This is a genomic window from Xanthomonas cannabis, assembly GCF_040616535.1.
In the GTDB taxonomy this organism is placed as follows: Bacteria; Pseudomonadota; Gammaproteobacteria; order Xanthomonadales; family Xanthomonadaceae; genus Xanthomonas; species Xanthomonas cannabis.
Genome location: NZ_CP136580.1, coordinates 672,633 through 698,274, shown reverse-complemented (window position 1 = coordinate 698,274; position 25,642 = coordinate 672,633). Strand labels below are relative to the sequence as shown.

At 60.4% G+C, this 25,642-nt stretch carries 21 protein-coding genes and 1 pseudogene; 7 read left to right on the top strand and 15 right to left on the bottom strand.

All coding sequences use genetic code 11. The features are described from left to right. Window positions 1-1,058: 1,058 nt before the first annotated feature. The 3 genes from RZV17_RS02965 to RZV17_RS02955 all read right to left on the bottom strand — a co-directional run bounded on the left by RZV17_RS02965 (window position 1,059) and on the right by RZV17_RS02955 (window position 3,322). Entirely contained in the window at window positions 1,059-1,475 is a 417-nt protein-coding gene (locus RZV17_RS02965; protein WP_355607105.1) for a SymE family type I addiction module toxin, read from the bottom strand. Then, a complete protein-coding gene (locus RZV17_RS02960) occupies window positions 1,472-1,741 on the bottom strand; it encodes a hypothetical protein (RefSeq protein ID WP_355607102.1) in 270 nt (89 codons plus the stop codon). The genes RZV17_RS02965 and RZV17_RS02960 overlap by 4 nt, the downstream gene beginning before the upstream one ends. A gap of 300 nt (window positions 1,742-2,041) precedes the next feature. Then, complete coding sequence (locus RZV17_RS02955; protein WP_355607099.1) at window positions 2,042-3,322, bottom strand: restriction endonuclease; 1,281 nt, start codon at window positions 3,320-3,322, stop codon at window positions 2,042-2,044. Window positions 3,323-3,498: 176 nt separating this feature from the next. Here RZV17_RS02955 and RZV17_RS02950 point away from each other — a divergent pair, with 176 nt between their 5' ends. The 3 genes from RZV17_RS02950 to RZV17_RS02940 all read left to right on the top strand — a co-directional run bounded on the left by RZV17_RS02950 (window position 3,499) and on the right by RZV17_RS02940 (window position 7,262). After that, complete coding sequence (locus RZV17_RS02950; protein ID WP_355609135.1) at window positions 3,499-5,334, top strand: 3'-5' exonuclease; 1,836 nt, start codon at window positions 3,499-3,501, stop codon at window positions 5,332-5,334. Between the two features lie 44 nt (window positions 5,335-5,378). Next, on the top strand, window positions 5,379-6,305 hold the full coding sequence (locus tag RZV17_RS02945) for a hypothetical protein (protein WP_355607096.1): 927 nt from the start codon (window positions 5,379-5,381) through the stop codon (window positions 6,303-6,305). 261 nt (window positions 6,306-6,566) lie between these two features. After that, a complete protein-coding gene (locus tag RZV17_RS02940) occupies window positions 6,567-7,262 on the top strand; it encodes a transposase (protein ID WP_355607093.1) in 696 nt (231 codons plus the stop codon). Between the two features lie 28 nt (window positions 7,263-7,290). Here the strand turns inward: RZV17_RS02940 and RZV17_RS02935 are convergent. From RZV17_RS02935 to RZV17_RS02905, 7 genes and pseudogenes are all read right to left on the bottom strand, one after another. After that, window positions 7,291-7,407 (bottom strand): annotated as a pseudogene (locus RZV17_RS02935) (transposase); the annotation flags it as partial. Between the two features lie 195 nt (window positions 7,408-7,602). Next, on the bottom strand, window positions 7,603-8,619 hold the full coding sequence (locus RZV17_RS02930; protein ID WP_355607090.1) for a hypothetical protein: 1,017 nt from the start codon (window positions 8,617-8,619) through the stop codon (window positions 7,603-7,605). Continuing rightward, a complete protein-coding gene (locus RZV17_RS02925; RefSeq protein ID WP_355607087.1) occupies window positions 8,616-10,538 on the bottom strand; it encodes a DUF3696 domain-containing protein in 1,923 nt (640 codons plus the stop codon). The genes RZV17_RS02930 and RZV17_RS02925 overlap by 4 nt, the downstream gene beginning before the upstream one ends. A 216-nt stretch (window positions 10,539-10,754) precedes the next feature. Next, window positions 10,755-13,442 carry a pyruvate dehydrogenase (acetyl-transferring), homodimeric type gene (gene aceE, locus RZV17_RS02920; RefSeq protein WP_355607084.1) on the bottom strand — a complete coding sequence of 896 codons (2,688 nt, stop codon included), beginning with the start codon at window positions 13,440-13,442 and terminating at the stop codon, window positions 10,755-10,757. 400 nt (window positions 13,443-13,842) lie between these two features. Then, window positions 13,843-14,856 (bottom strand): arabinogalactan endo-1,4-beta-galactosidase, encoded by a 1,014-nt coding sequence (locus RZV17_RS02915; RefSeq protein WP_228313448.1) that lies wholly within the window; start codon window positions 14,854-14,856, stop codon window positions 13,843-13,845. 421 nt (window positions 14,857-15,277) lie between these two features. After that, window positions 15,278-16,603, bottom strand: coding sequence for an XVIPCD domain-containing protein (locus tag RZV17_RS02910; RefSeq protein WP_184374654.1), 1,326 nt, complete (start codon window positions 16,601-16,603; stop codon window positions 15,278-15,280). Beyond that, window positions 16,600-17,199 (bottom strand): hypothetical protein, encoded by a 600-nt coding sequence (locus RZV17_RS02905; RefSeq protein ID WP_355607080.1) that lies wholly within the window; start codon window positions 17,197-17,199, stop codon window positions 16,600-16,602. The genes RZV17_RS02910 and RZV17_RS02905 overlap by 4 nt, the downstream gene beginning before the upstream one ends. Before the next feature lie 296 nt (window positions 17,200-17,495). Between RZV17_RS02905 and RZV17_RS02900 the strand changes: the two genes are divergently transcribed. From RZV17_RS02900 to RZV17_RS02885, 4 genes are all read left to right on the top strand, one after another. Continuing rightward, window positions 17,496-19,448 (top strand): SpoIIE family protein phosphatase, encoded by a 1,953-nt coding sequence (locus RZV17_RS02900; RefSeq protein ID WP_355609132.1) that lies wholly within the window; start codon window positions 17,496-17,498, stop codon window positions 19,446-19,448. Further along, the gene (locus RZV17_RS02895) at window positions 19,445-19,876 is read left to right on the top strand and encodes an ATP-binding protein (RefSeq protein ID WP_047693326.1); all 432 of its coding nucleotides are present in this window, start codon (window positions 19,445-19,447) and stop codon (window positions 19,874-19,876) included. The genes RZV17_RS02900 and RZV17_RS02895 overlap by 4 nt, the downstream gene beginning before the upstream one ends. Then, on the top strand, window positions 19,873-20,292 hold the full coding sequence (locus RZV17_RS02890) for an STAS domain-containing protein (protein ID WP_104579229.1): 420 nt from the start codon (window positions 19,873-19,875) through the stop codon (window positions 20,290-20,292). The genes RZV17_RS02895 and RZV17_RS02890 overlap by 4 nt, the downstream gene beginning before the upstream one ends. A 93-nt stretch (window positions 20,293-20,385) precedes the next feature. Further along, window positions 20,386-21,009, top strand: coding sequence for an HAD hydrolase-like protein (locus RZV17_RS02885; protein WP_184390858.1), 624 nt, complete (start codon window positions 20,386-20,388; stop codon window positions 21,007-21,009). 305 nt (window positions 21,010-21,314) lie between these two features. Here the strand turns inward: RZV17_RS02885 and RZV17_RS02880 are convergent, their stop codons facing one another. From RZV17_RS02880 to mdcB, 5 genes are all read right to left on the bottom strand, one after another. After that, window positions 21,315-22,034: a GntR family transcriptional regulator gene (locus RZV17_RS02880; RefSeq protein WP_184374652.1), complete on the bottom strand. Its 720-nt coding sequence runs from the start codon at window positions 22,032-22,034 to the stop codon at window positions 21,315-21,317. A 79-nt stretch (window positions 22,035-22,113) separates the two neighbouring features. Next, window positions 22,114-23,469 carry an SLC13 family permease gene (locus RZV17_RS02875; RefSeq protein WP_047693332.1) on the bottom strand — a complete coding sequence of 452 codons (1,356 nt, stop codon included), beginning with the start codon at window positions 23,467-23,469 and terminating at the stop codon, window positions 22,114-22,116. An 87-nt stretch (window positions 23,470-23,556) separates the two neighbouring features. Then, window positions 23,557-24,477 (bottom strand): malonate decarboxylase subunit epsilon, encoded by a 921-nt coding sequence (mdcH, locus tag RZV17_RS02870; RefSeq protein WP_355607076.1) that lies wholly within the window; start codon window positions 24,475-24,477, stop codon window positions 23,557-23,559. Beyond that, window positions 24,474-24,659, bottom strand: coding sequence for a hypothetical protein (locus tag RZV17_RS02865; protein ID WP_184374650.1), 186 nt, complete (start codon window positions 24,657-24,659; stop codon window positions 24,474-24,476). The genes mdcH and RZV17_RS02865 overlap by 4 nt, the downstream gene beginning before the upstream one ends. Next, entirely contained in the window at window positions 24,656-25,555 is a 900-nt protein-coding gene (gene mdcB / locus RZV17_RS02860; protein ID WP_355607072.1) for a triphosphoribosyl-dephospho-CoA synthase MdcB, read from the bottom strand. The genes RZV17_RS02865 and mdcB overlap by 4 nt, the downstream gene beginning before the upstream one ends. Window positions 25,556-25,642: the final 87 nt, after the last annotated feature.

Sequence of the window (25,642 nt, the reverse complement as noted above, 5' to 3'; positions counted from 1 at the left end):
TTCGGCGCGACGATACGGTAAACAAGATACAACCCTTGTTGCGTCTCCCAGAGGCCAAACGTGGACATCTCTGAGAAGCGATAACTTGCTCCATCGGACGGAACTGCCTCAAAGCTACATTCCGCATATGAGCCCCACCCACAACTAGCGTCCAAGCGCTTCAACCCGCCTCGACCGCCAAGATCAAAGCGATAAGACCGCCCGCTATCATCTTCGGAGACCTGTGGATTGATTTGTAGGGCTTGCGTCGAACCTGCGCCCCCCCAACCACGGGACTGATCACAAAGCGAGTCGCCGGATGGAGCGCTCATTTCCGCGCCCGCGGATACCACCGTACATCCTGTGATGAAGAAGAGAGCAAGCGCCACGCAGCCAACAGACTTTATTTTCATGAAAATTCCTTGCGTGCGAATAAATTCATACAGAAATCGACCGTTGGCACAGGCAGCCGCGCCAGGCCTTGGAGCGAGCAGTGCGTTTAAAAGTCTGCGCTTTCATTCTCATCCGACATGATGGTTCTCCTTGATCACACCAACCTAGCTCGATCACTTACACCTACGATATTGCCTGACTGACTCGCCGTCAGAAATGACTAGGTGTTCGCCCTTCAGGACGTACAAATTATCAGTTCTTTTCCCTGGTGCGAAATCCTCGATTGCGGAGATAGCCCAAGCGTGCGGATTAGTAGAGACAAGCCTGACTGAGACCGGCTTCTCCTGATGCTCGTACCCACGCAACTGGGCCTTCTCGATGTGTATGGGCGAATCCGAATCAGGATTCACAGGCAGCTCGCAGGATTGTGGGCCCAAGTCCCATACCCCATAGAGTTCTGTGGGATATGCAACAGGCTGACGCGTCTTCGCAGCGGACATAGCGCTACAGCCAAGCACGAGAAGTGCTACTGAAAGCAAAGCAATCGATATTCGCATACCTGGCCCAGCCCCCTGGTTATGTAAGGCCCGAGCCTTCGTTTTCCTTCGCGTTGTCGTCATGGAGCATCCTTGGTCGGGACGGTTGGCCTGTTGAACCACGATACCGCCACTGCTACCTCGTTCCAGCTACCGTCGCGCTCTGCGGGATGCGGCCGGCACCTCCAACGGCGGCAACACCTCCATCAACAACTGCCCCGCGCTGGCGGTGATGCGCAGCTTGGTACCGATGGCAAAGCCCAGTTGTTCCAGCCATAGGCCGCTGAGGCGGACATGGGGCACGTGCTGGTCGCCGGCGTGGTCGTGGGCGCCGGGGTAATGGGTGTAGCTGACGGTGCATTGGCGGGGGCGGCGGGCGCGGCGGGGTGCGCGCAGCGTGCCGGGGCCTTGCGGAGAGGCGTCCGGGTCGGGCGGCAGCATCGGTGGCAGATTGGTGCGGTCGGGTTCCACCACGACCCACTGCACGCGCTTGGGCGGCGCGGGGCGCGTACGCGTGCGGGTGGGCCGCGTGCTGGCAGATGTGGTGGGTGGGCGGCGGCGTGTCATGGCGCCTCCGGGCAGCGGAGGGTGATGGGTGCGGCAACGCGCTGCTGCAACGCCACGGCACTTCTTTCGAACTGGCCACGCGAGGTGCGCGGCAACACAACGAGCTGTCGAGTCGGCGAATGCGCGGGATCGTCGTTCGCCTGCTCAACAGCTGCGCGTGCGACGAGCCGGCGCAATACCTCGCCCACATCCCACCGCAGGCGGTGAGCGAAGGCTGGCATCAGATCAACCAGCACAGGTGCCGGCATGGATGGTGCGGTAGACATGGCAACGCCCTCCTGGAACAACCCAAGAACCGCCGCCAACGGCGACGGGATGTCGGGAGGTTCGAAACCGCAGACAGCCGGCGGGCGTATTTCCCCGAAGGGTGTTGTATTAGCCGCCCTCCCGACGCAGGCATCGCGTCGGCTTGTACCTGCAGGATGCAGGCACAAAAAACCCACCGGTTTGACGGAGGTGGGTACCGCTGTCTGAGGAGTTTCGACGCTCCTTGAGGCAAAGATTGCGATGCGATAAATACGATGTCAACTGCCGGAGGCGAGGCTGGGACTAAGCTAGCTGTCGCGCTATTCCCACAGAACTTCTTCTGGCCGTCTGCTGCTGACCTGCGCCTCATAATCAGCGTCAATGTGTTCAAGAAACTGTTCCGTACTTGCGAAGCCGCCTGCTAGCCGCAACTTGGTCACCTCGGCAGCCAAGCCGGCTCCATTGAGCAACAAAACGGGGTACTGATCGTCGTGTACTTCTCGCTGCACGGCTTCAGAAAAGAACGAGGTGGTCACGTAGGCACCTAGCCATCCCCGGCGCAGACGGGCAACAGTCCGGGCGATGTGGACGCCACCGGTGGGAGCATCGATCTTCTCGCACTTGGCTTGGCCCAGGACAACAAGCTTGGTTCCCCAGAGCCCGTCACCAATATCGATGCGGCCGACGAAATCCAGGCCGCCATCACCTGTGCCTCGCGTTAGCCAACCACGGTGGTACTCGGCACCTGTACCGCGAACCATAGACTCGCACGCCAAGCTTGCCAGTGCCTCGAAGCGATGCCGCTTCGGTTCGTAGAACCTGTAGATGGCTTCCAGGGTCTTGCCGCCTTCTGAGCTAACTGGAGCAACCTGATCCCGCTTGGGCAAGATGTGATATCGCGCAACCCGTCGCTTGATACGCTCAATCTCCGGACTACCGAACTTCACCCAGCGCTGCCACGCCTTCGGTGCTATTGCGTTAGCAACGCCACACGCACGCGACGGATCACGGCGATCATGTATCCAAAGCATCGCTAGGCTTTCGTCTTCTTCCGTCAAAGACAAGACGGCCAGATCGAAAAGGTAGTTCGTGAAGAACCCGCCGTTCTTTTCAGAGAATTGCGTAACTCGCCGCGCTCCCACGATAAGCGCAAGTCCCGAAAACTCCTTGAAGCCTTTCCTCGTTGAACGAAACAGTAGCACCGGCGCTGCTCGCTCACGCTTGCCTTGATCCGGAGAAGTATGGAACTCGAATTGGCGAAGCAGGGTTCGATTGCCAATAGCAGTCCCCGGATCTACATCGGGAGTTCTATTGTCGCCGAAGTAGCGCGCAAAGCCTTCGTCAGGTGCGAGCGTGTCGTGCCATGGATTTTCCATCGATCCACGCTTGTGCTCGTTACTCGCCAGCAGAACCACGGCGACCCGCTCTCCATCGATGGCCCGGGTTACGCTCGGCGCATTGATGCCTCTCTCAAGCTGCAATGAAGGCGAGCCAGGAGCTGCAACGACATAGTGGAAATTTGAAATTCCATCGATCTCAAGCACTTCTGGCAGAGCGGGTCTGGCGTAGCGATACAACTCACCCATCCGGAATCGTTTCATCAAGATATTTTCCTGGCTAGGAGACCAGGTTAGCTAAAGCCTTGTTGTTCGGCGAGTTCAGAGTCTGGGCTGAGGTGCTCATCCATGGAGTTTTTCTAATGGTAGGCTAGACCTATACCAAGGAGGGGGCTCCCATGGCTACGCTTATCCCGAGTAGGTCCAGTAGTGCTGGCCGGATGACATCTGGCGAGCGGCGCTTTTCGCATCGCCTGGAAGACAAGCTCGACGATGAGTACATCTGCTGGTATGACGTGCCGATCGGCCCCAGTCACCGGCATCCGGACTTTATTGTGCTGCATCCCTATCGCGGGATCCTGGTGCTGGAGGTCAAGGACTGGAAGCTGGAGACAATCGCTGAGATCGACCGCGACACCGCTGTGCTCCATACCGAGCGCGGCCGTGAGGTAACGTCAAATCCATTGCGCCAAGCGCGCGACATTTGTATCGAAGTCGGCAAGCTGATGCTCAAGGATGCAGCCCTGCGCCTTCCGGAAGGAAACAAATATCAGGGCAAGCTCATCATGCCGTGGGGCTTTGGCGTGGTGTTTAGCAACATCAGCCGCGCCCAGTTTGACGAAGCCGAATTAGGCAATGTGATTGCGGCGGGCAGTGTGATCTGCCGGGACGAGATGACCGAGTCGGTGGACACCGAGGCGTTTCAGAAACGGCTCTGGGACATGTTCCCTGCCACCTTTTCATGTCAAATCAGCTTGCCGCAGATCGAGCGGATACGTTGGCATCTGTTTCCGCAGCTACGTATCGTTCCTCCTGAACAGGTGCAATTGTTCGCCTCAGCTGAGCCGGACAAGCCCATAGCCATTCCCGACTTGATCAAGGTGATGGACCTGCAGCAAGAACAGCTTGCTCGCTCGATGGGTGACGGCCATCGCGTGATCCACGGAGTGGCCGGCTCTGGCAAGACAATGATACTTGGCTATCGCTGCGTTGAGATTGCGAAGCGTCAAGGCAAGCCGGTGCTGGTGCTTTGCTACAACAAAACACTTGCCGGCCGCCTGGAGCACATCATTCACGCGCATGGCGTCCAGGACCGCGTGAGTGTGCGTCATTTCCATGGATGGTGTGGAGAGCAGCTGAAGGCCTACGGTATCAAGCCTCCGTCCGCACAACCAAACGCCCAGCAGTATCTGGAAGCGTTGGTCAGCAAAGTCATTGCAGCAGTGGAGTCGCAACATATTCCGCGAGCACAGTACGCGGCAGTCATGATCGATGAAGGCCACGACTTTGCGCCCGAGTGGTTGCAAATCGTCACGCAGATGGTCGACCCGGAAACCAATTCGTTGTTGCTGCTCTATGACGACGCGCAAACCATCTACAGCACAGGCGGACGTCGAAAGTTCAGCTTCGCGAGCGTTGGCATCCAGGCCAAGGGCCGCACCACCATCTTGCGTTTGAACTACCGCAACACCTTGGAGATCCTTTCCACTGCAAAAGCCTTCGCCCAGGAGCTCTTGACCGGGGAAGATGCCGATGAAGACAACGTACCCGTAATAGCGCCAGAGAGCGCAGGACGCCGAGGCGCCGTCCCCGAGCTGATACAGGCGAGCAACATTTGGGAAGAATCACGCATCATCGCCCAACAGGTACGCGAAGCAATCAACAAGGGCGCGAGTGCGAATGACTTCGCTGTTCTTTGCCGCAGTAAAGCGCTTGCCACCCAGATAGCTTCGCGACTCCGAGCTGCAGAACTTCCAGTGGTCTTGGCTGAAGAAGGCAACAAGCGACACCTATTCGATGGGGAGCCTGCAGTTAAGGTTTTAACGATGCACTCCAGCAAGGGCCTTGAGTTTGAGTATGTATTTATTCCGGGAATCTGCGAAATCGGGCAGAGTATCCGCACCAACGACGACGAGATGGTTCAGGAGGCGAAGCTGCTTTACGTTGCAATGACTAGGGCTCTTGGTTCTTTGACAATGTTGCATCATGGCAGCACCGCGATTACAGAGAGAATCGGATTAGCAATCATGCAAATTCGAGAGAGATTAGCCGCTTAGCGTTGATTCCGACACGCCATTTAATTCGGAGAGGCAGAAGGAAAGTGAAAATAAAGAACCCATTGAAATCAGCTCGTCATCATTGGTGGCCCGAATGCGTATCGAAGCATTGGACCGGTGAGGATGGCAAGACGGGCTGGCTCAAACCTGACGGCACTCATCTTCGTCTTCCGCCATCAAAACTTGGGATGATCGGCAACGGACATCACGTCAAACTGTCTAGAGATGGCACGCCTACCCCTTGGGACGAGAGCTTCGAATCCGAGTTCGATGACGCAGACACGAAATTTCCGCTAGTAATTGAGTGGCTGAAGCAACTTGATCGCAAAAATATAATTTCCAAAATACTTTCGGAGCGTTTTATAGAAGTTTCTGCAACAAATGCGCAGTTGGTAGATACTGTTGAATGCGTGGTCTCGCTTGCTGTCAGGAGCCCAATGAATCGGGAAGCGTCAGCCTCATTGGTCGAGAGTCTGCGCGGCCGTATACATGGAAACGAGCGAAACACATTGATTGGACTGAATATGCGGCGCAAGCAGCGACTCATTGCCGACAGCATCGGATCAAAAGCGAAGTTCGTAGTAATATTCTCATCGGAAAAAGATTTCTTATTTGGGGACGGATTTTATCATAACGTCCAATTTGCTCGCCAAGCACCACTTTATCCAGAAATTCTTGCACCTATCACACCACGCATATGCGTACTTATTTGCCGACCAAGAGCATACATAACCAAACCGCGACTTTCCACGATCGAACTTAATAGAGAAGAAGTCGACGCACTTAATCTCACAGTCCAAATATACGCGAAGAACGCAATTTTTTTTGCAAATGAGATGCCAGAAATCGACCCAGCATTTAGCGAGGGCGAACACAAAGAATTTTCTGATACGAACAATCCCGCATTCCACTTGATCCATAGCATTCCCGGTGTACCACCTCCAGGAGTCTCTGTATTTGGTAGATGGTAGATGGTAGATGGTAGATGGTAGATGGTAGATGGTAGATGAGCTGTAACGGCGATGTGGACTTGTCATCGGTGACCACTTACGTCGGCTACTCTTTGGAAGCCCCCTAGTTCGACGCCTTGGTATTTGGCAGCTCGTGCCGGTCGAGAAGATGGCGCGCTAACGGGGTCAGGTTCACTTCCTACACAAATTTCAGGCTACGTCTTCAGCTCTCGAGAAGTTTCCTCGCTATCAGCACCAACGCCGGGCTGCGAGTCTTGTGCCATGGCCAGACTTCCATGCATCGACTTTCCCGGCATCCCGCAGCACATCGTGCAACGCGGGAACAACCGCTTGCCCTGCTTTCTGGATGATGGCGATCGATTGCGCTATCTGCACCTGATGCATGAGGCCCTGCACGCCACAGGCTGTCAGCTGCATGCTTTCATATTGATGGACAACCATGTGCACTTGTTAGTCACGCCACCTGATGCGGGACGGATCGGGCAACTGATGCAGCGGCTTGGGCGAAACTACGTCGCATTGTTCAATGGCCGCCACGGGCGCACTGGTACGCTCTGGGAGGGGCGGTACAAAGCGTGTCTTGTGGACAGTGCGGACTACGTCCTTCGCTGCTATCGCTACATTGAGCTCAATCCGGTGCGTGCTCGCCTGACCGATACGGCAGCGTATCGTTGGTCCAGCTGCCCAGCCAACCTAGGCCAGCGCAAGCACTCCGCACTGACACCACATCCCTGTTGGCTTGCGCTTGGCAGCGACCCGATCGAGCGATCCAACGCCTACCGCACGCTACTCGATGAAGCCCTCTCCGACGAACTGCTCACCAGCATTCGCCTTCACCTACAGCAGCAGCGAGCCCTGGGCCACGACGCCTTCCGCGCAATGGTCGAAGCCAAGACCCACCGCCTTGCAGGCGTCAGGCCCGCTCATCGGCCACGCAAACCGAACACCGCCGACTGATAAGTTAACCTGACCCCGTTATTCAAATGTAAAACGTGGCCTCGGCAATTCCCATCTTCCGACAGATCTCGCCGACCGCCATCCCCAACTCAGCCTGCTTGAGCGCGTAGGCCATCTGCTCCTCAGTGAAACGTGACTTCTTCATCGCTTGACTCCTCGTGATGACGGGGGCCCATGTCGGCGAAGTCTCTACTTTACGATGGGTCTGTTCTTAGGGGTGGGTCACTATTTGATAACCCCGTTATTTGATAACAGGGTCGTGTTAACGCAGTCAGATTAACCTGACCCCGGTATTCCTAAACCCCGCCCCGATTCCCGGACCCCGTCACCCTATACAATGTTAGATAATAAGAAGATCCTTTTTATTTCCGACGTTTGCCAGCTCAATTCCAGTATCGGTAGACCAAAACATCAAACGCAACGCGGGATTTCCTGTTGTAATATGGGCCCTCCAGGCAAATTTACCCTCACGCTCTAACTGAACTTTTTTATTATAATTCTCATAGAATGGACGGGCAAGAGCGGACCGTGCATCAGCTATAATTTCGCAAATGGTACTGAAGGTTGTCCGCCCAAACCTTTCTCCGGGGCCGCACTGGAACTCCGACAATGTAGCCAAAAAACCCGCACCGATAGTAAACGATGGCCCATTCACACCCTTCAGTCTACGCAAGCTTTCCACTTCGACTCTTATGGCTTCAATTATTTTAGACTCAAATTTTTCGTCGTCTTGAATCGCCGCATCGTACAATCTCGCTCCATCTAACGATGAAACAAAATCAGAATAAAAAGATGTGACCGGAGTCGTTACCGAAAATTGGCAAGGCAGATCAACGCAAATATCCGGATATATTTCTTTAAGCACGCCGCGAACACAGACCGCTGAACGCTCCTTTTCTACTGGATGATGAAGTATAGAAACAATCGCACGATTATGCCTTGCAAATAAACTTACCTGTTCAATCAAACACTCTAATTCGATTGATCGGCCACCAACCAACCCTATAAGCATCGGGTGAATTTCCCTATCTTCCCATTCTCCTATGTATTGAGGCAAGCTCACATTTTCGTCCACACAGGCACTGAGAATTTTGTTAACGACCCTCGAGATATCATTTGCAGAATATTCTGAGATAAAATTCCTTTTTTCTGAGTTCTCTCTTACCAACTCGGTAAGTGGGTAGACCCCATTTCTTTCCATTCCTTCAAGTGCTCCATGCTCTAAGAAGATCTTCTGATCTGCTTCTTCGATACATCGCCGAATGGCAATGAGTCCGGTAACACAGTCGTCAATTGAATCCGCGTCGCAAAATGCAGGTGAGGCCAGGAAGTCTGAGCTCACGACAAGATATGTCACGCTCCCCTCCTCTCGTTTCGGCCAATGGAGTCAGCGCTGTTCTCTTCTCGCTTTTTCGTGGAAGCTTCAATGAGAATTTTTTCGACCTCAAGATCGGTCTGGTCAAAAAAATCTTTTGGCCAATTAAGGATTGATCCAAACCTAGAAATGTCTATAGATCTAAATTTACTTACCCCATCAATCTTATCAATGAATAGAACCGAACAATTTTTAGAGAAATCCGATAACCGACTTTCGACCGTCCTCAACCTTAATCGATTAATCATATACTCGCTATGCGTTTCTATTATGCATTGACGCCCAATTTCCGTAATCGCAAGAAAGAAATCAAATAGCCGAGATTGAACTTTTGGATGAAGATGTAGTTCGGGCTGCTCGAAAATCAGAACATCATCCAATGATGAAAGTAGTGCCATCACGACAATTGGAAGAACCTGACTAACGCCCACACCGACATGCGTGAGATCCTGCCACGAATCTCCAGTGTGGACTTTCACCTGTAGTTCATAGCCAAGGCGACCCCTATCAAAAGTCTGAACTTCTTCGACAACCCCTAAGTAACGAAGCCATTGAGTACAAGCGGTAGCAAGGCTCTCCCTTCTCTTGTCAAAATTTAGCTTACCCTTCTCATTAATAATCGGGAAGGGATAATCTATTTTTTTGTTTTTATTTATATGAAGAACCGCGGCTGTATATTCACCCTTCAACCCAACCATAGTCGGCTCAGATAGATTGAATGCCTGATACATAGCCTGAGGCTCATTACGGAGAGGCCCTAGATACTTAACCCCCCTATCAAAGACGTAGGTTAAATACATATCTAATTGCTGAAAACTCAAAAGTGCTATTTTTGTTCTACGACGGACTTTCTTGCTACTGCCATACCAAATTGATTGAATTTCGTCTCTATTCCTCAAAAGGAACTCAAACAGCGCCTTTCTGACTCTGTCTTCAAGTGCGTCTACTTGCACCTTCCATTCGGGAAAGCCCCCTCCGGCCCTTGTCATATTTGAAAGAAACGAAACCGATTCTGGCGTGAGTGGGATGGCCTGCGTAATCAGGAGCTCCTTAACCCTTTTGGTTATAGGATTACTTTTGTCGCCACGTTCTGCCTTGTTGACCAACTTGATAACTTCATCTGGAATCACAAAGCTCTCAACTCGCTCAATGAAATCTTTGTTAACTAGCGCCGCAATACGACCAATCACCTCGCTGGGTATACCGACACCTTCCAACTCTTCAATGTCTTTGCGAGCCGCATCCTTCAGGAAAGCTTTTTCACCGATAAGGCAACCAACCACACACATACTCAACCGTCTTGTATGGTCATAATCAATATAAAGTGTGCTTGGAATGAGCTCATCCTTAGAGACGCCCTCGATCCGATAGTCTGGATATAATTTACTAAGCGAGTCGATTTGCTCGCTCTCTATTTTAGTTACCTCAAACAAATCCTCCTGTCTTTCGTCCGTGCGTTTTCTAAACCCAATAACCTCAATCTTCCCTTCGCTTATCCGCTGGTGCACCTTTGCATTTATTATCTCGGGATGAAAATCGGTATCCATTCCCTTGTCGCTCTGACTTCCGGCGAACTGGAGATCAAACTCCACCTCGGTTACGTCATAAAACGATTTCTTAGACTTTGAAAATGATAGCTCAAGCGAAACATCAATTGACTGCTTGCCTACGGAATGATTTCTAATGTCTTTGAACGACCCCAGCCTCACCATTTTACCATTTAGTGATACCGAGCTATTAAAGTGCCTCGACGAAAAAGTTTGACTTACCATTAAAATAGATTGAATCAGAGAGCTTTTTCCCGAGCTGTTGGCACCGCAAATCAGTGACAGCGGCGCAAAATTTATTTTCTGAGTGCTTTTTATCGACTTGAAATTGCTGATTTTTATCGACTTTATCATCCATGGTCCAGTTAACAAGGGTGAATTTCAAATTAGAGTACTTTAACTTCGTAAGATTTAATCTTTTTGCATTATAGTACCACCCATCTTCCAGAGGCGACGTTTCTTACATAGTAACCTTCAAAGCGCAATACTTTAAGAGGAGTGGGTTTAACCATGCAAAATAAAAAGGGCGACCATTCGATCGCCCTTTTTTATTCTACTAGCTGATCATTCTCAAACCCCAACAGGATTCGCCTTCTCCGGATCAATCTTGTACTGCTTGATCGCCCGGGCCACATCCTTGCCGGTCATTTTCCCGTCCTTGGCGAGCGCGGCAATCGCCGCATGTGCGATGTAGTAACGGTCCACTTCGAAGAACCGGCGCAGGTTGGCACGCGTATCCGAGCGACCGAACCCATCCGTGCCGAGCACGGTGTAGGTCATCGGGACGAAGGCGCGGATCTGGTCGGCGAAGGCGCGTACGTAGTCGGTTGCGGCGATGGCCGGGCCCTGGCGGCCTTCCAGCAACTGGGTGACGTAGGGCTTGCGCTGTTCGGCCTCCGGATGCAGGCGGTTCCAGCGTTCTACGGCGTAGCCGTCGCGGCGTACTTCGTTGAGGCTGGGGCAGGACCAGATGTCGGCGGTGACGCCGAAGTCCTTGTCCAGCAGCTCGGCCGCGGCAATGGCCTCGCGCAGGATGGTGCCGCTGCCCAGCAGCTGGACACGCAGCTCGCCCTTCTTGGGCTTGCCGGCGTCCTTGAGCAGGTACATGCCTTTGATGATGCCCTCGGCTGCGCCGTCCGGCATGCCGGGGTGGGCGTAGTTTTCGTTCATCAGGGTGATGTAGTAGTACTCGTCGATCTGGTCTTCCATCATCGCCTTCATGCCGTGCTGCATGATGACGGTGACTTCGAAGCCGAAGGTCGGGTCGTAGCTACGCACATTCGGGATGGAGCCGGCGATGACCTGGCTGAAGCCGTCTTCGTGCTGCAGGCCTTCGCCGTTGAGCGTGGTGCGGCCGGCGGTGCCGCCGAGCAGGAAGCCACGCGTGCGCATGTCCGCTGCCTGCCAGGCGATGTCGCCCACGCGCTGGAAGCCGAACATGGAGTAGTAGATGTAGAACGGCAGCATCGGCACATCCGACACCGAGTAGCTGGTGCCGGCGGCCATCCAGGATGCAATCGCGCCCGGCTCGCTGATGCCCTGCTGCAGCACCTGGCCGGTCTGGTCTTCGCGGTAGTACATCAGCTGGTCGGCATCGACCGGCTTGTACTTCTGGCCAAACGGGGCATAGATGCCGATCTGGCGGAACATGCCTTCCATCCCGAAGGTGCGCGCCTCGTCGGCCACGATCGGCACGATGCGCGGGCCCAGTTCCTTGTCGCGCAGCGCGATGTTGAGGCTCTGCACGAAGGACATGGTGGTGGAGTAGCTGCGCTCGCCGCTGTCCTTGAGCAGGCGCTCGAACTTGTCGAGCGTGGGCGCGACGAACGACTTGCTGGCCTTGGGACGGCGCTGCGGTAGGAAGCCGCCGAGCACGTTGCGGCGCTCCTTGAGGTACTGCACTTCCGGGGAATCTTCGCCGGGGTGGTAGAACGGCACCTGGCCGTCTTCCAGCTGGGCGTCGGTCACCGGAATGTTGAAACGGTCGCGGAAGTGCTTGACCGCCGCGTCGTCCAGCTTCTTGGTCTGGTGGGTGGGGTTGAGCGCCTCACCGGCCGAGCCCATGCCATAGCCCTTGACCGTCTTGGCCAGGATCACGGTGGGCATGCCGGTGGTGTTCACGGCCTGGTGGTAGGCGGCGTACACCTTGTGCGGGTCGTGGCCGCCACGGTTCAGGCGCCAGATGTCGTCGTCGGACAGGCCGGCGACCATGGCCGCGGTCTCCGGATACTTGCCGAAGAAATTCTCGCGGGTGTAGGCGCCGCCGAAGGCCTTGCAGTTCTGGTATTCGCCGTCGACGGTTTCCATCATCAGCTTGCGCAGGACGCCGTCGCTGTCCTTGGCCAGCAGGGCGTCCCAGTAGCCGCCCCAGAGCAGCTTGATGACGTTCCAGCCGCCGCCACGGAACACGCCTTCCAGTTCCTGGATGATCTTGCCGTTGCCGCGCACCGGGCCATCCAGGCGCTGCAGGTTGCAGTTGACCACGAAGATGAGGTTGTCCAGGCCTTCGCGGCCGGCCAGGGCGATGGCGCCGAGGGTTTCCGGCTCGTCGCTCTCGCCGTCGCCGATGAAGCACCATACCTTGCGGTCGGACTTCTCGATCAGGCCGCGGTTTTCCAGGTAGCGCATGAACTGCGCCTGGTAGATGGCGGCCAGCGGGCCCAGGCCCATCGACACGGTGGGGGTCTGCCAGAACTCGGGCATCAGCCACGGGTGCGGGTAGGAGGAGATGCCCTGGCCGTCCACTTCCATGCGGAAGTTGTCCAGCTGGGCCTGGCTGATGCGGCCTTCCAGGAAGGCGCGGGCGTAGATGCCCGGGGCGCTATGGCCCTGGATGAACAGCAGATCGCCCGGATGGTTGTCCGAGGGTGCGCGCCAGAAGTGGTTGAAGCCCACGTCGTACAGGGTGGCGCTGGAAGCGAACGAGGCAATGTGGCCGCCCAGGTCGCCCGGCTTGCGGTTGGCGCGCACGACCGTGGCCATGGCGTTCCAGCGGATGATCGAGCGGATCTTCCACTCCAGCGCGGAGTCGCCGGGGTGCTTGGCCTCGTTGGCCGGTGCGATGGTGTTGACGTACTCGGTGGTAGGCGAGAACGGCAGGTAAGCGCCGGCGCGGCGGGTCTGTTCGACCATGCCTTCCAGCAGCTGATGGGCGCGCTCCGGGCCTTCGACGTCGATGACGGCCTTGATCGATTCGAGCCACTCCTGCGTCTCAAGCGGGTTCGGATCGTTGTGCAGCACTTCGTTCAACCAGTTCATTAGCGCTCCCGGGGGGACACACCCCGCGGGTGTGTCGACATCGTGAATTCGTGAACCCCCAAGTGTACCGCACGCACCTGTTGCCATTCCTCGCTACGGTGGCGTATGGAATGGGATGGTGTTGTGCGCTGAGTGGGGCATCGGCGCCGGCTGGAACGACGCTTTGGCACAGCGGGCGCTGCTGGCGTACGACCAAAGGATGAGAGCCAGCGGCAGGCGATGGCCGGCCGATGCCGTACCGGGTGGGCCGATATGCATGCCCCCGTAGGAGCGCACCTGGGCGCGAGGGGCTTTCTCGGTGAAGCCTGTCGCGCCCGGGTGCGCTCCTACGCGATGGCGTGTCTGTGGGTGCGCGCCAGGAAATCCCCGCAGCGGGCGCCGCCCCGTGGGAGCATACTGGTCAGAACGCCTGCAGCGCTTCGGTCAGCTGGCCGTTGTTATTGACCGCGCCCATGGTGTAGCCCTGCCAGCCGGGGTAGGCGTTGGGCTCCCAATAGAACACGCCGAGCACCTGCTTGCTGTGGCTGCTGTTGATGGCGTTGCTGCGGCTGAGCAGGTTGGTGAGCATGGCGCGGGTGGTGGCCGCTTGTTGCCAGTCCATGCCGACCTCGGCCACCACCACGTCGCTGCCGTAGCGGGTGATCATGTCGCGCAGATTGGTGTCCAGGCGGTTGTTGTAGTCCTGCCAGCTGCCGACAGGCGGGTAATGCGACATGCCGATGACGTCCCACTTGCCGCCGGCCGAGCGCAGGTTGTCGAAGAACCAGCGGAAGTTGGCGTTGTCGTAGCCGTTGGCCAGATGCACGATGACCTTGGCGTTGGGATACACCGCCTTGGTGGCGTTGTAGCCGCTGTTGATGAACTGGCCCAGGTTGGCGAAGTTGGGCGTCTTGCCTTCGTTCCACAACATGCCGCTGTTGATCTCGTTGCCCACCTGCACCCAGGTGACGGTGATGCCGTTGTCCTTGAGGTATTTGAGGATGCCTTGCGTGTGGCTGTACACATCGGTGTTGAGCTGGGCGACGCTGTGCCCGGCCCAGGCGGCCGGCTTGGTCTGCTTGCCCGGGTCGGCCCAGCTGTCGCTGTAATGGAAGTCGATCATGATGCGCATGCCCTGGGCGGCGGCGCGCTTGGCTTTATCCAGGGTGTCGCGGCCATCGTTCCAGCCGCCGGACGGGTTGACCCACACGCGCAGGCGAATCGCGTTGCCACCCACGTCCTTGAACAGCTTGATGAAGTCGGTGGTGTTGCCGGCCGCATCGCGAAATACCTGCGGCGGATTGTTGGCAGCTTGTTGGTTGAGCCAGCTGACATCGGCGCCCTTGGCAATGCCCTGGGCGCTGACGCCGGCGCTGCACAGGCACAGCGCCAGCACGAGCAGCACGCGGTGGTACTGGATGCGAAAAATAGCCATGAAACGTTCCTCGATCGATGGATGTCGCGCCGGGCGGCGCCTTGCGTGATCCCTGCGTGCGGTGTGTATGCGGCCACGGTGCACGCAAGCGTTGCTGCTTCACCGTGTGTCGCTGCACAGCGGTTGCGATTCAAGCACGGTGGTACAGCGCGGTTGAGGCCGCTATAGGTGCAAGGGTGTTGCGGCATATCTCGGGGCAGGAAAACATTGAGTCCGCGCGGGTTGTGCAGGCGCGCGGTGTGCGGGTGCAGCAGCACCCCTGCGTATTACTGCGCAATTGAACGCGAAAACGCCGGGCAAGCCCGGCGTTTCGATAGAAGACGCGATGGTGGTGCTGGGCAGGCTGGGCGCCGCCGCAACGCGCGCCGGGGTGATGCACACCCGCACACTATCCGCCGTGGCAGCATGCCACCCTCACCCATCAGCCCATGGCGCGCGCACCTTGCTGCTGTTGCTGGGTCTGCGCCTGCTGCTGCTCCAATGCCACCGACTGACGCGCGGCGTTGTCGGCCACGCGCTGGCTGCTCTGCTCCAGCGGGGTATTCATGGCGGTCATCGTCTCCACGCTGACGCGCAGTTGCGCGGGGTCGTCCACGCGCCCCTGCACCGCAAAGGTCCGTGCGGCATCCGGGGTCATCATCACCGCGTCGATGCGCTGGCCACCGGCGGCGTGCATCTCCGAGGCGAGCGCGCCAGATAGTTGCGCGCTCTGCTGGTCGGGCGTGCGGCCGGCGCGGGCATCCTGGGCATGCACGCCGCGCTGGGCATCCTGGAACAAGGAGTTACCCACGTGCCCGGGTTGATCGATACGCAGCGAGGTGTGGCCGTTGCCATGCTCGCGCGCGTCGCGCTTGGCCGGCTCCCCCGGAGCAAGCGGGCCACGGATGGCGTCGATGGCGTCCTGGCCGAGACCCTTCGGGCCACGACTCAACAAGGTGATGCCGGCGCGGATCTCGTCCAGATCGGATCGATACTCGTTGATCATTCTCTTGTTCTGATCTGCAAGCTGACGTGCTTGCGGGTCATTGAGCGGGGAACGCTCATCCAGGAAATTTTTGATGGTGTGCGACCCCAATGAATTGACGGCAGAGGCCACCGGTGAATCGGGAATCAGAAAGTTCACTTTGCTGTTGCTGTAGCCCATGGCGCTCAGCGCTGCAATCTCGTTAGGTCTGGCGTAAACGCGCACTTCTCCGTAATGCGGGGAAGCTGCACTCACAGGATCGGCGGCCATCACGTGATTGACCACGCTGTGGCCACCTTCTGGAATGCGATACGCCAAGCTCGCCGCGCCATACGCATTGAAGGTCTCACCTTTCAAATCGAAGTGGTGCGCGCTGACCTGCGCAAGCGCTCCGCCTAGCGAGTGGCCGGTGACGGTGACCTCGGGCGCGTGCCCGGTGCGCTGCTCCTGCTTGGCCGCATAGCCAAGCGCACTTTTTGTCAGGGCTATCGCATCTTCGGCTTGGGGATTAACGCGCTGAAAGACCATCGAGCCATCTGCCTGCAGCGCGTCGCGATAGATTTCCTCCGTACCCCGGTGAGCGACGACGATGTCTCCGCCGCCAACGCGTTGGTAAATCGTTCCCTGGTAGCCCGTCTTTCGATTATTGACGTGCTCCAGAATTTCGTAACTCACGCCACCAACGTCCACTCGCTCACGATCGCCAGGGCCGCGCTTGCCGACCTTGTGGTCGACGTAGCCTTCATTGGACAAAATGGCGTATTGCTGCGAGGTCGGCTTCACGGTGAAACCTCTTTGGCGACCAGGGTGACCGAGAACAACTGATCACGCAGCTCCGGCTTGAAGTCTGAAGCCGAAGGCAAACCATTGTCGGCGTAGTCTTCGATATCTTCCTTAGGGTAACCGCCCTTCCAGAAATACAGCGTGACCGGCTTGCCCGCCACGAGGTCCTTGGTTTCAATGAAGGGCAGAAATGCGGTCTCCTCTTTTTTCCCACTGGCCTTCAGGGAAACACGTGCGCCGGTCATTTCCCAATGACACGTCCCGCGCCCGTAGTAGTCCTCATCCAGCATCAGATCGAGGTAGACGATTCCTTGATATTCCTGCTCTGAGACTTTTTTCAGCACGACCGGCTCATTGCTGGTGATGCGCTGCCCAACGCCGGTCTGGGGATGAATCTGGCCACACTCGCTGTCATTGCTGACGTCGTACTGCGCATACCCATTGACAGCTCCGAACGCTCCCGGTGCTTTGTCGATCTTGACGGTGACCTCATACGCCTTGCGCGGGCTCGGATTCAACTTGGCAAGGCCGCGGCCGCCGGCCTCGACGTCGGCTTCTGCGGTGGCCTCGGTGGCGGGGGAAAGGGTCTGGGTCATGCTGGTCTCCGGGGCGTTACAGGCCGTAAGCAGTAGGGCCAGCAGGCTTGGGGTCAGAATCTGGCGCAAGGCCGGCCTCCGTGGCAGTTGGGCCGCCAATCTAGTCCGCTTGAGTTCGGGTGGTCAATTGGACGCTTGTGAGGATGAGGCCGCTCGCCGCGCTTGTGGATGAGTGCAAAGCTGCCATGATCGGGCGCAGCCGCCGCCAAGGAGCGCGCTTCATCGCCACCGTTGCCCGCCCGCCCGCACGGCCATCGCTGGTCACCCCGCGTGTTCACTGGCGCAACAGCCTGCGCATGCGGGTGATGCTGGCGGCAACTGCCGTGTTGCTGGTGTTGCTGGTGGTGCTGGGGACGGTGTTCTACGTCGGGGCGCGCACCGAGTTGGTGGAAGCGGCGCGCACCGAAGTGGACGGGCTGACCGAGCAGACCGCGCGCAGCCTGGCGGCGATGCTGGATTCGGTGCAGGTGAGCGGGCGCACCTTGGCCGCGAGCAGCGGTGCGGTGGGGCTGCAGCCGTTCAATCTGCGTGCCTTGCTGGTGGCAACGCTCAGTGGCGACCCGGATATCGGAGCGGCGCGCCTGATCATCGAGCCGCGCACGCAGAAGGCCGGCGATACCGGGTTTGTCTGGTACGTGCGCCGCGATGGCACCCAACTGGTGGAGAAATCGGCGCTGGAGCTGGGCTACGACTACCGCACGATGCCGTGGTATGTGCGCACCCAGCGCGAGGGCCGTGCGTGGTGGTCAGAGCCCTACCTCAACAGCAATGGCGGCAATGCCCTGTACACCAGCTACAACCTGCCGCTGCGGCGCCCCGGTGACGCGCCGGATGCGGCGCCGGTGGGAATGGTAAGCGTGGATCTGCCGCTGCAACATCTGCGCGAGATCATCGACCAGCTGCCGCGCGACATCGGGATCCAGCCGATGCTGTTGTCGCCGGAAGGCATGCTGGTGTTCAGCCCCGACCCGGCGCTGAATCTGCACCACAGCCTGGACAGCTATGTGGCGCGCTCGCGGCCGGACCTGCGGCCGTTGCAGCGCGCACTGGCAGCCGGCCAGCCGATTTCGTTTGCGCATACCGCGCCAGATGGCGAGCGGTTCCTGACCCACAGCGCGGCGGTGGGCCGCAGTGGCTGGACCTTCGTGCTGTCCGCCTCCGAACGCTACGTGCTGTCCGGCCTGAACTGGCTGGTCGCGTGGGTGGCGATGGCGGCGTTGCTGGGCGCGGGCGTGTGGTGGTGGTTGATGGGGCGCATCACGCGCAAGTTGACGCGGCCGATCGAGGAACTGACCGACACCGCCGAGCACTTCCGGCGCGGCGAATTCGAGTACCCGTTGCGGCATATCGAACGCGACGACGAGGTGGGCGTGATGGCGCGCGCGTTCGACACGGCGCGCGATGCGATCCGTCACCACATCGGCGAGATCGGCGAGATGACCGCCGCGCGCGAGCGCATGCACAGCGAGCTGCAGATTGCGCGCGAGATCCAGCAGGCCATGCTGCCCTCCGGGCGCACCTTCGACCGCGCCAGTTCGCATCTGGAAACCTGCGCGTGGCTGGAGCCGGCCAAGGCGGTGGGCGGCGACTTCTATCATTTCTTCGAAACCGAGCCGGGGCTGCTGTGGTTCGTGGTGGGCGATGTGTCCGACAAGGGCGTGCCGGCGGCCTTGTTCATGGCGCGCGCGGTGAGCGTGCTGGAGATCGCTGCGCGCCGCTATACACGTCCGGACGGGATCCTGATTGCCGCGTCCACGCGGCTGGCCGAGAACAACGACACCTGCATGTTCGCCACCGTGTTGTGCGGATTGATCAATGTGGTGAGCGGCGACTATTGGCTGGCCAGCGCCGGGCACGAGCCGCCGTTGCTGATCGATATCGATGGCAAGGCACGCGTCCTGCCGCTGGAGACCGGCGCCCCGTTGGGGATCGAGCCGCAGGTTTCGTTTCCGGTGCTGCACGGGCGCATGACCGCCGGCCAGACCCTGCTGGGCTACACCGACGGCGTGACCGAGGCGATGGACGAACACGGCGCCAGCTACGGGCTGGAGCGGCTGCTGGCCACGCTGCACCCGCGCCGCAGCGCCGCCGCGCAGTGCAAGGCGGTGGTGGCCAACATCGCCCGTTTCACTGGCCAGGCCGACCCCTATGACGACATCACGCTGCTGGCGATCCGGCTGCGCCAGGAGCATGCTGGACGGGTCGCAGAGACCGGCCGGGGCGTTCCCGGAGAGGTGACGGCTCCATGAAGCTCGATCTGGCCATTGCCCCGTCGCTGGCCCAGCTGGCCGGCGCCAACGACGCGCTGGAAGACTCGCTGACGCGCGAGGGCCTGCACGCCGAGCGCATCGGCCAGGTGCGGCTGATCGTGGAAGAGCTCGGCTGCAACGCGCTCACCCATGGGCAGTGCGCCGAGCAGCCGCTGCGCCTGCAACTGCAGCTGGACCCACAGGCGCTGGTGCTGGAAATGCACGATGCCGGCATCGCGTTCGACCCCTGCGCGGCGCACATGCCCGATGTCGCCAGCGAGCTCGACGACCGCCAGATCGGCGGGCTGGGGTTGTTTTTGGTGCATCAGTTCGCCGATCACATCGACTACCGCCGCGATGGTGCATACAACATCGTGCGCGTCACCCTGCTCCACCCGTACGCCCCTGTCCCCGAGGCCCTGTCATGACCACGCTCGCCATCCAGATCGACCCGCCGCAAGACACCCGTCAACGCGTCATCCTGACCGGGCGGCTGGACACTCACACCTATCAGGACCTGGACGCGGCGCTGTCGCCGTTGCTGGGCACCCGCATCACCACCCTGGTGCTGGATCTGAGCGCACTGGAATACATTTCCAGCGCCGGCATCCGCTGCATCTTCAAGGCGCGCAAGGCGCTGGCCACGCGCCAGGGCAAGGTGCTGGTGAGCAACCCGCAGCCGCAGATCCGCAAGGTCTTCGACATGGTCAAGGCGGTGCCGTTGAGCGATGTGTTCGCCTCCACCGAAGAGCTGGACGCGTACCTGGCCGCGATGCAGCGCAAGGTGATCGAGCAGAGCGCGCAAAGCGATACGCCGATCTTGCCGCATTTCGCCGAAGCGTAATCGGCATCGCGTGCGCGTACACGTGGGGACGTGTGCGCGTGCGCCAGCTGCACGCGTCTGGTTAGGCTATGGCGCCCCGCTGCGTGCGTTGCCATGGCTGCACTGATCATTTTCGATTTCGACGGCACGCTGGCCGATTCGTTCGGCTTCTTCCTGAGCACACAGCGCGACCTGGCTGCGCGGCACGGGTTCCGCGCGGCCGAAACGCATGAAGTGGACGCCGCGCGCAGGTTGAGCACGCGCGCGCTGATCAAGCAGTCCGGATTGCCCGCCTGGAAGGTTCCACTGGTGGCGGCTGACTTCATCCGCCTGATGCGCGCCGCGCCGCCGGCGGCGTTGTTTCCAGGCATTGCGCAGACAGTGAGCGCGTTGCACGCCGGGGGGACGCGGCTGGCGGTGGTGTCGTCCAACTCGGCAGAGAACGTGCAACGCGTACTGGGCGAAGAGCTGAGTACGAAGTTCGCCCTCATCGAAGGCGGCGCGCATCTGCTGGGCAAACAGCGCGCCCTGCGACGCGTGCTGCGCGCCACATCACACACCCCAGCACAGGCGATCTATGTGGGTGACCAGGTCGCCGATTGGGAAGCGGCCCAGGTGCTGGGCCTGCCATTCGCCGCGGTAGCCTGGGGCTACGCGCATCCGGAGGTATTTGCCGGATTGGCCGGAACGCAGCTGATCGAGCGCGTGGAAGACTTGCTTGCGCTGGGCGTGCGCTAGCACCAGGCGCAGCCCTCATCCGCCCTTCGGGCACCTTCTCCCACAGGTGGGAGAAGGACGTGGCGACAGCTGCTGGGGCTGGACGTGCCAGCGGTGTGGTCGGGCAGCGGTCTAGCCGTTCCGTCTTTCGCCGCAAGCATCCGGTTGGTCGCTCGCCAAGCGAACGCCCGTTTCGACATCACGTCCGCGCGCATGGCTTCCTTGCGCGTGCCTTGCATGGTCGTGGTGCTCTCGATCAGCTACGCGGGCACCCAGCTGCCGCACGTGATACCGGGCGCAGCACGCCGCCCCGTTCAAGCAGACGACTACACCCCGCCCGAGCGCGGCAACGGCGCCGGTACATTCAGCACTCCGCCGGCCGCCACATAGGCTGCCAGCGCCTGGCCCTGGCTCAGCAGATGCCCGTGCATGGTGCGCTCGGCGCCTTCGGCATCGCCGCGGCGCACGCAGTCCATCAGTTCGCGATGCTCTGCCAGCGATTGCGCCATGCGCCCGGGGGTCAGCAATTGCCGCCCGCGGTGCATCTTCAAGATGCGGTGCAGATCGTGCGTCACCCGGATCAACCAAGGATTGCCGGCGTACTGCTGCACGGTTTCGTGGATCAGATAATTGTTGCGGTAGTACTCGGCCAGGTCGCCGGCCGCCGATGCGGCTTCCATCGCGGCATGGAGGTCTTCCAGCCGTTGCACGCCGGCCGCATCCAGGCGCTTGACCGCATCGTGCGCGCAGCGGCCTTCCAACATCGCCATCACCGGGAACAGCTGGTTGAGGTCTTCCAGCGTCAGCCGCGTGACCCGGCTGCCGCGGCCGGCATCCAGCTGCACCAGGCCTTCGGCGGCGAGCAACTTCAGGCTCTCGCGCAGCGGGGTGCGGCTGATGCCCAGTTCCTCGGCCAGGGCCGGCTCGTCGATCCATTCGCCCGGCGGCAGCGCGTAGTCGTAGATCTTCTGGCGCAGGCGCTCGGCCACTTCCTCGTACAGCGGTACGCGCTTTTTGGACACGCGCGAATCAGGGGCGAGGGTCATGGCGGGCAGGTCGTCGGCATCGGGTCTGGGGCGCCCATTCTAGCGGGGCGCCCCTTGCACCTGCCCGACGCCGCCACCCTCACAGCCAGCCCGGCACCACGAACAGCAGCCACGCTGCCAGCGGCCCCAGCAACACCACCAGCCCGCTGTAGACCAGGAAGCGGCGGAACAGGCCGTCGCGCTCTTCCTTGGCGGCCGAGGCCACCACCAGCGCGCCATTGGTGGAAAACGGGCTGACATCGACGATGGTGGAGGACACGGCAAGCGCGCAGATCACCCCGGCGGCGCCCAACTGGCCCTGCATCAGGAACGGCACCGCCAGCGGGATGGTGGCGCCCAGCACCGCCGCCGACGACGCGAACGCAGACACGATGCCGCCCACATAGCAGACCAGCAAGGCGCCCAGCAGCGGCATGCCGATGTGCGACACGCCGGTGCCGATGTAGTCCACCGCACCGGCCTTTTCCAGCACGGCGACATAGGTGACCACGCCGCTGATCAACAGCACCGTGGACCAGCTGATGCCGTCTACCGCACCCTTCTGCGCGTTGGGCGAGATCAGCGCCAATGCCACCGCAACGGTGATCGACACCAGCCCGACATTGAGGTTGTAGACCAGCGCCGCAACGCCCAGGCCCAGCAGGCCGACCAGGGTGATGACGCGGTCGCGCGTGATGGAGACCGCTTCCAGTGCCAGTGGGTCGGTGGACAAGGTGCCGCCACCCGGTGCCACCAGCGCGCCATGCCCTTCGATGGCGAAGCGCCGCTGCGATGCCTGATCGCCGCTGACCGGCACGTACTGCGCATCGGCCAGCGAAACCTCTTGCCGGCGCATCAGCTTGAGCCCGCCGAAGGCGCAGAAGCAGATGATGGCCATCATCAGGTTGAAACCCAGGCTGGTGAGGAACACCGCCATTTCGGTGACGTCCAGCCCGGCCTTTTCCACCACCTTGTTGGTGATGCCGCCATACACGCTGATCGGCGAGAAACCGCCGCCTTGCGCGCCGTGAATCACCAGCAGGCCCATCATCAACGGGTTGATGCGGTACTGCTTGGCAAAGCGCAACGCCACCGGGCCGATGATGGCCACCGCGGCCGGCCCCAGCGCACCGAAGGCAGTGAGCAGGCCGGTGATCACGAACATCACCCACGGAATGGCGACGATGCGCCCACGCACCGCGCGTACCGCCCAGTGCACCAGCAGATCGATGGTGCCGTTTTTCTGCGCGATGGCGAACAGATAGGTGATGCCGACCAGGGTGAGGAACAGGTCGCCGGGAAAGCCGGCCAGCACCTCCTTGCCATCCAGCCCCACCCACACGCCGCCAACGATGAACGCCAGCGCGAAGGCCACCGCACCCATGTTGATGGGCAATGCGGTGGCGACGATGAACATGATCACCAAGCCAAGAATCGTTGCAATTTGCGGGGTCATGCGCCCTCCCAGACACCTGATACGCGTACAGCACGGATGGCCACCCGCCACCCCAGGGTCACACCGTGTGCAGCACCTGCCTGATCGTCATGCCGCACGCTCGCACGCGGCGTTGACCCACTCCACAACACCGTCGGTGCTGTGGAAGTCGTCCACCGAGCGCGCCTCGCACGCCGGCAAGATCTCACGCGCCATGCGCGCCAAGGCGCTGCCGGGCCCGAGTTCGAGAAAGACGCGCGCGCCGCGCTCGGCGGCCTGCACCAGTACGTCGTACCAGCGCACGGTCTGCGCGATCTGCGCGGCCAGGCTGTCGACAACCTGCGCCTTGGTGCCGACCGCACGTGCATCGATGCCGGCGAGCACGCGCACCTTCGGGGCACCGATGCGGGCGGTGTTCAATGCGATGGCGAATGCAGCGGCGGCGCTACGCAGCCACGGGGTGTGCGCCGGCACGCTCACCGGCAGCAGCGTGACGCGTGCGCCACGCGCCTGCGCTGCGTCGCCCAGCGCCTGCAGCGCAAGACGTGGACCGCCAAGCACCGCATGGTCATCGCCATTGACGATGGCCAGCGCTGCGCCGTGCGCGGTGCACAGGGCAGTGAGCGTGGGCAGTGGCAGGCCGATGACGGCCATCAGCCCGGCGTTGTCGGGGCTGGCGGCATCCATCAGGCGGGCGCGGGTGGCTGCAAGCTGCAGGCAGGTGTCGATGTCGACGCTGCCGGCCACTGCATGCGCCGCCAGCTCGCCCACGCTGTAGCCGAGCACCAGCAACGGCACGGGGAGCTGCTGGCGCAACACCTGCCACTGCGCCAGGGTGCCCGCGCACACCAGCGGCTGCGCAATGGCGTTGGCATAGCGGCCCGGGTCTGCGGCAAGGATTTGCGGCGCGGCGCCAAGCACCTGACCCGCTGCAGCGAGTACGTCGGCCGCGGCAGGCGCATCGGCGACACGCGCAAACATCGCGGCGTGCTGACCGCCCTGGCCGGGACAGAGCACGGCCAGGCTCATGGCGTGGCCTGCGTGCAGGTCACGCCGTGCGCCATGCGCGCGTGACCCGTATCCGCGCTGCGGGCCTGTTCTTCCGCGCGCCAGCGCAGGACGCCGTTTCCTGGGGCGATGGAATTCGCGCCGTTGCCGCTCGTGCGCACGTACAGCGTCTTCGCCGCTGCCGGTGGCTGCTGCGTGCTCATGCGGTCTCCTGACAGTGCAGGAACCAGGCGCAGGCCAGCAGATCGGCGCTGCCACCCGGGCTCAGACGACGCGCGACGAATTGCCTGCCGATGGCGCTCAAACGATCGCGCCACTGCGCTTGTGCGACACCGCCCTCGGCAAGAAATGCACGTGCTTGCGCCCTTGCGTAGGCCAGCCCGGCCTGCCCGCCGCGATGCAACAGGTTGAGATCGTCGACCTCTGCAATCAAGTGCATCAAGGTCTGCGCCAGTGCAGCCTGGCGCGTGGCGCCGCTGTGCAGTGCGCCGCGCAGCGACGGCAATGCGATTTCGCGCAGCAATGGATAACCGGCTGCGGCCTGCTCGCGCACACCACCGATCTGCAACGTTGCGCGCACGCGCTGGCCATTGCTGTGGGGATCCAGCGGTGCGGTGCGCAAGGGGTCGCGCCAGACCTGCACCGCGGTGCAGACGGCATCGCCGAGGGGGCGGCTCCCGTGCGCGACACGCAGGCGCGCGGCCTGCGCGGTGAGCAGGCCCAGGCTGAAGATCGCGCCGCGATGGGTGTTGATACCGCCGGTGGCACGCAGCATCGCCGCTTCGGCCGCGATGCCGAGCTGGCGCAATTGCTCGAACGGCGCGTTGTCGATACCGGCCTGCGCAATCGCAACGAAGTAGCCGCGTAGGGCGAACAGGCTGCGCAGAAACGTCGACGCGTCCATATCGGTATGGCTACCGCAGTCGAACGGCGTGACCAGGCCGGGCTTGGGTGCGCAGCTCAGTTCTGCATGCAAGGCGGCGACCGCGAGCCGGCCCAGCCGATGCGCCAGTGCGCTGTCGGTGCCGGCAACCGCATGCGATGTGCCTTGCAGCACTGCGTTGTATTGCAGATCGCCACGCACAGCCGCAGTACGCATGAGGCCCCTGCCGCCGTCTGCGGGAGCCAGGCCCGGGCCTGGCTGCGACGGCGAGTCCTGCGGTGCTGCAGGTGCCGGTACCGGTGC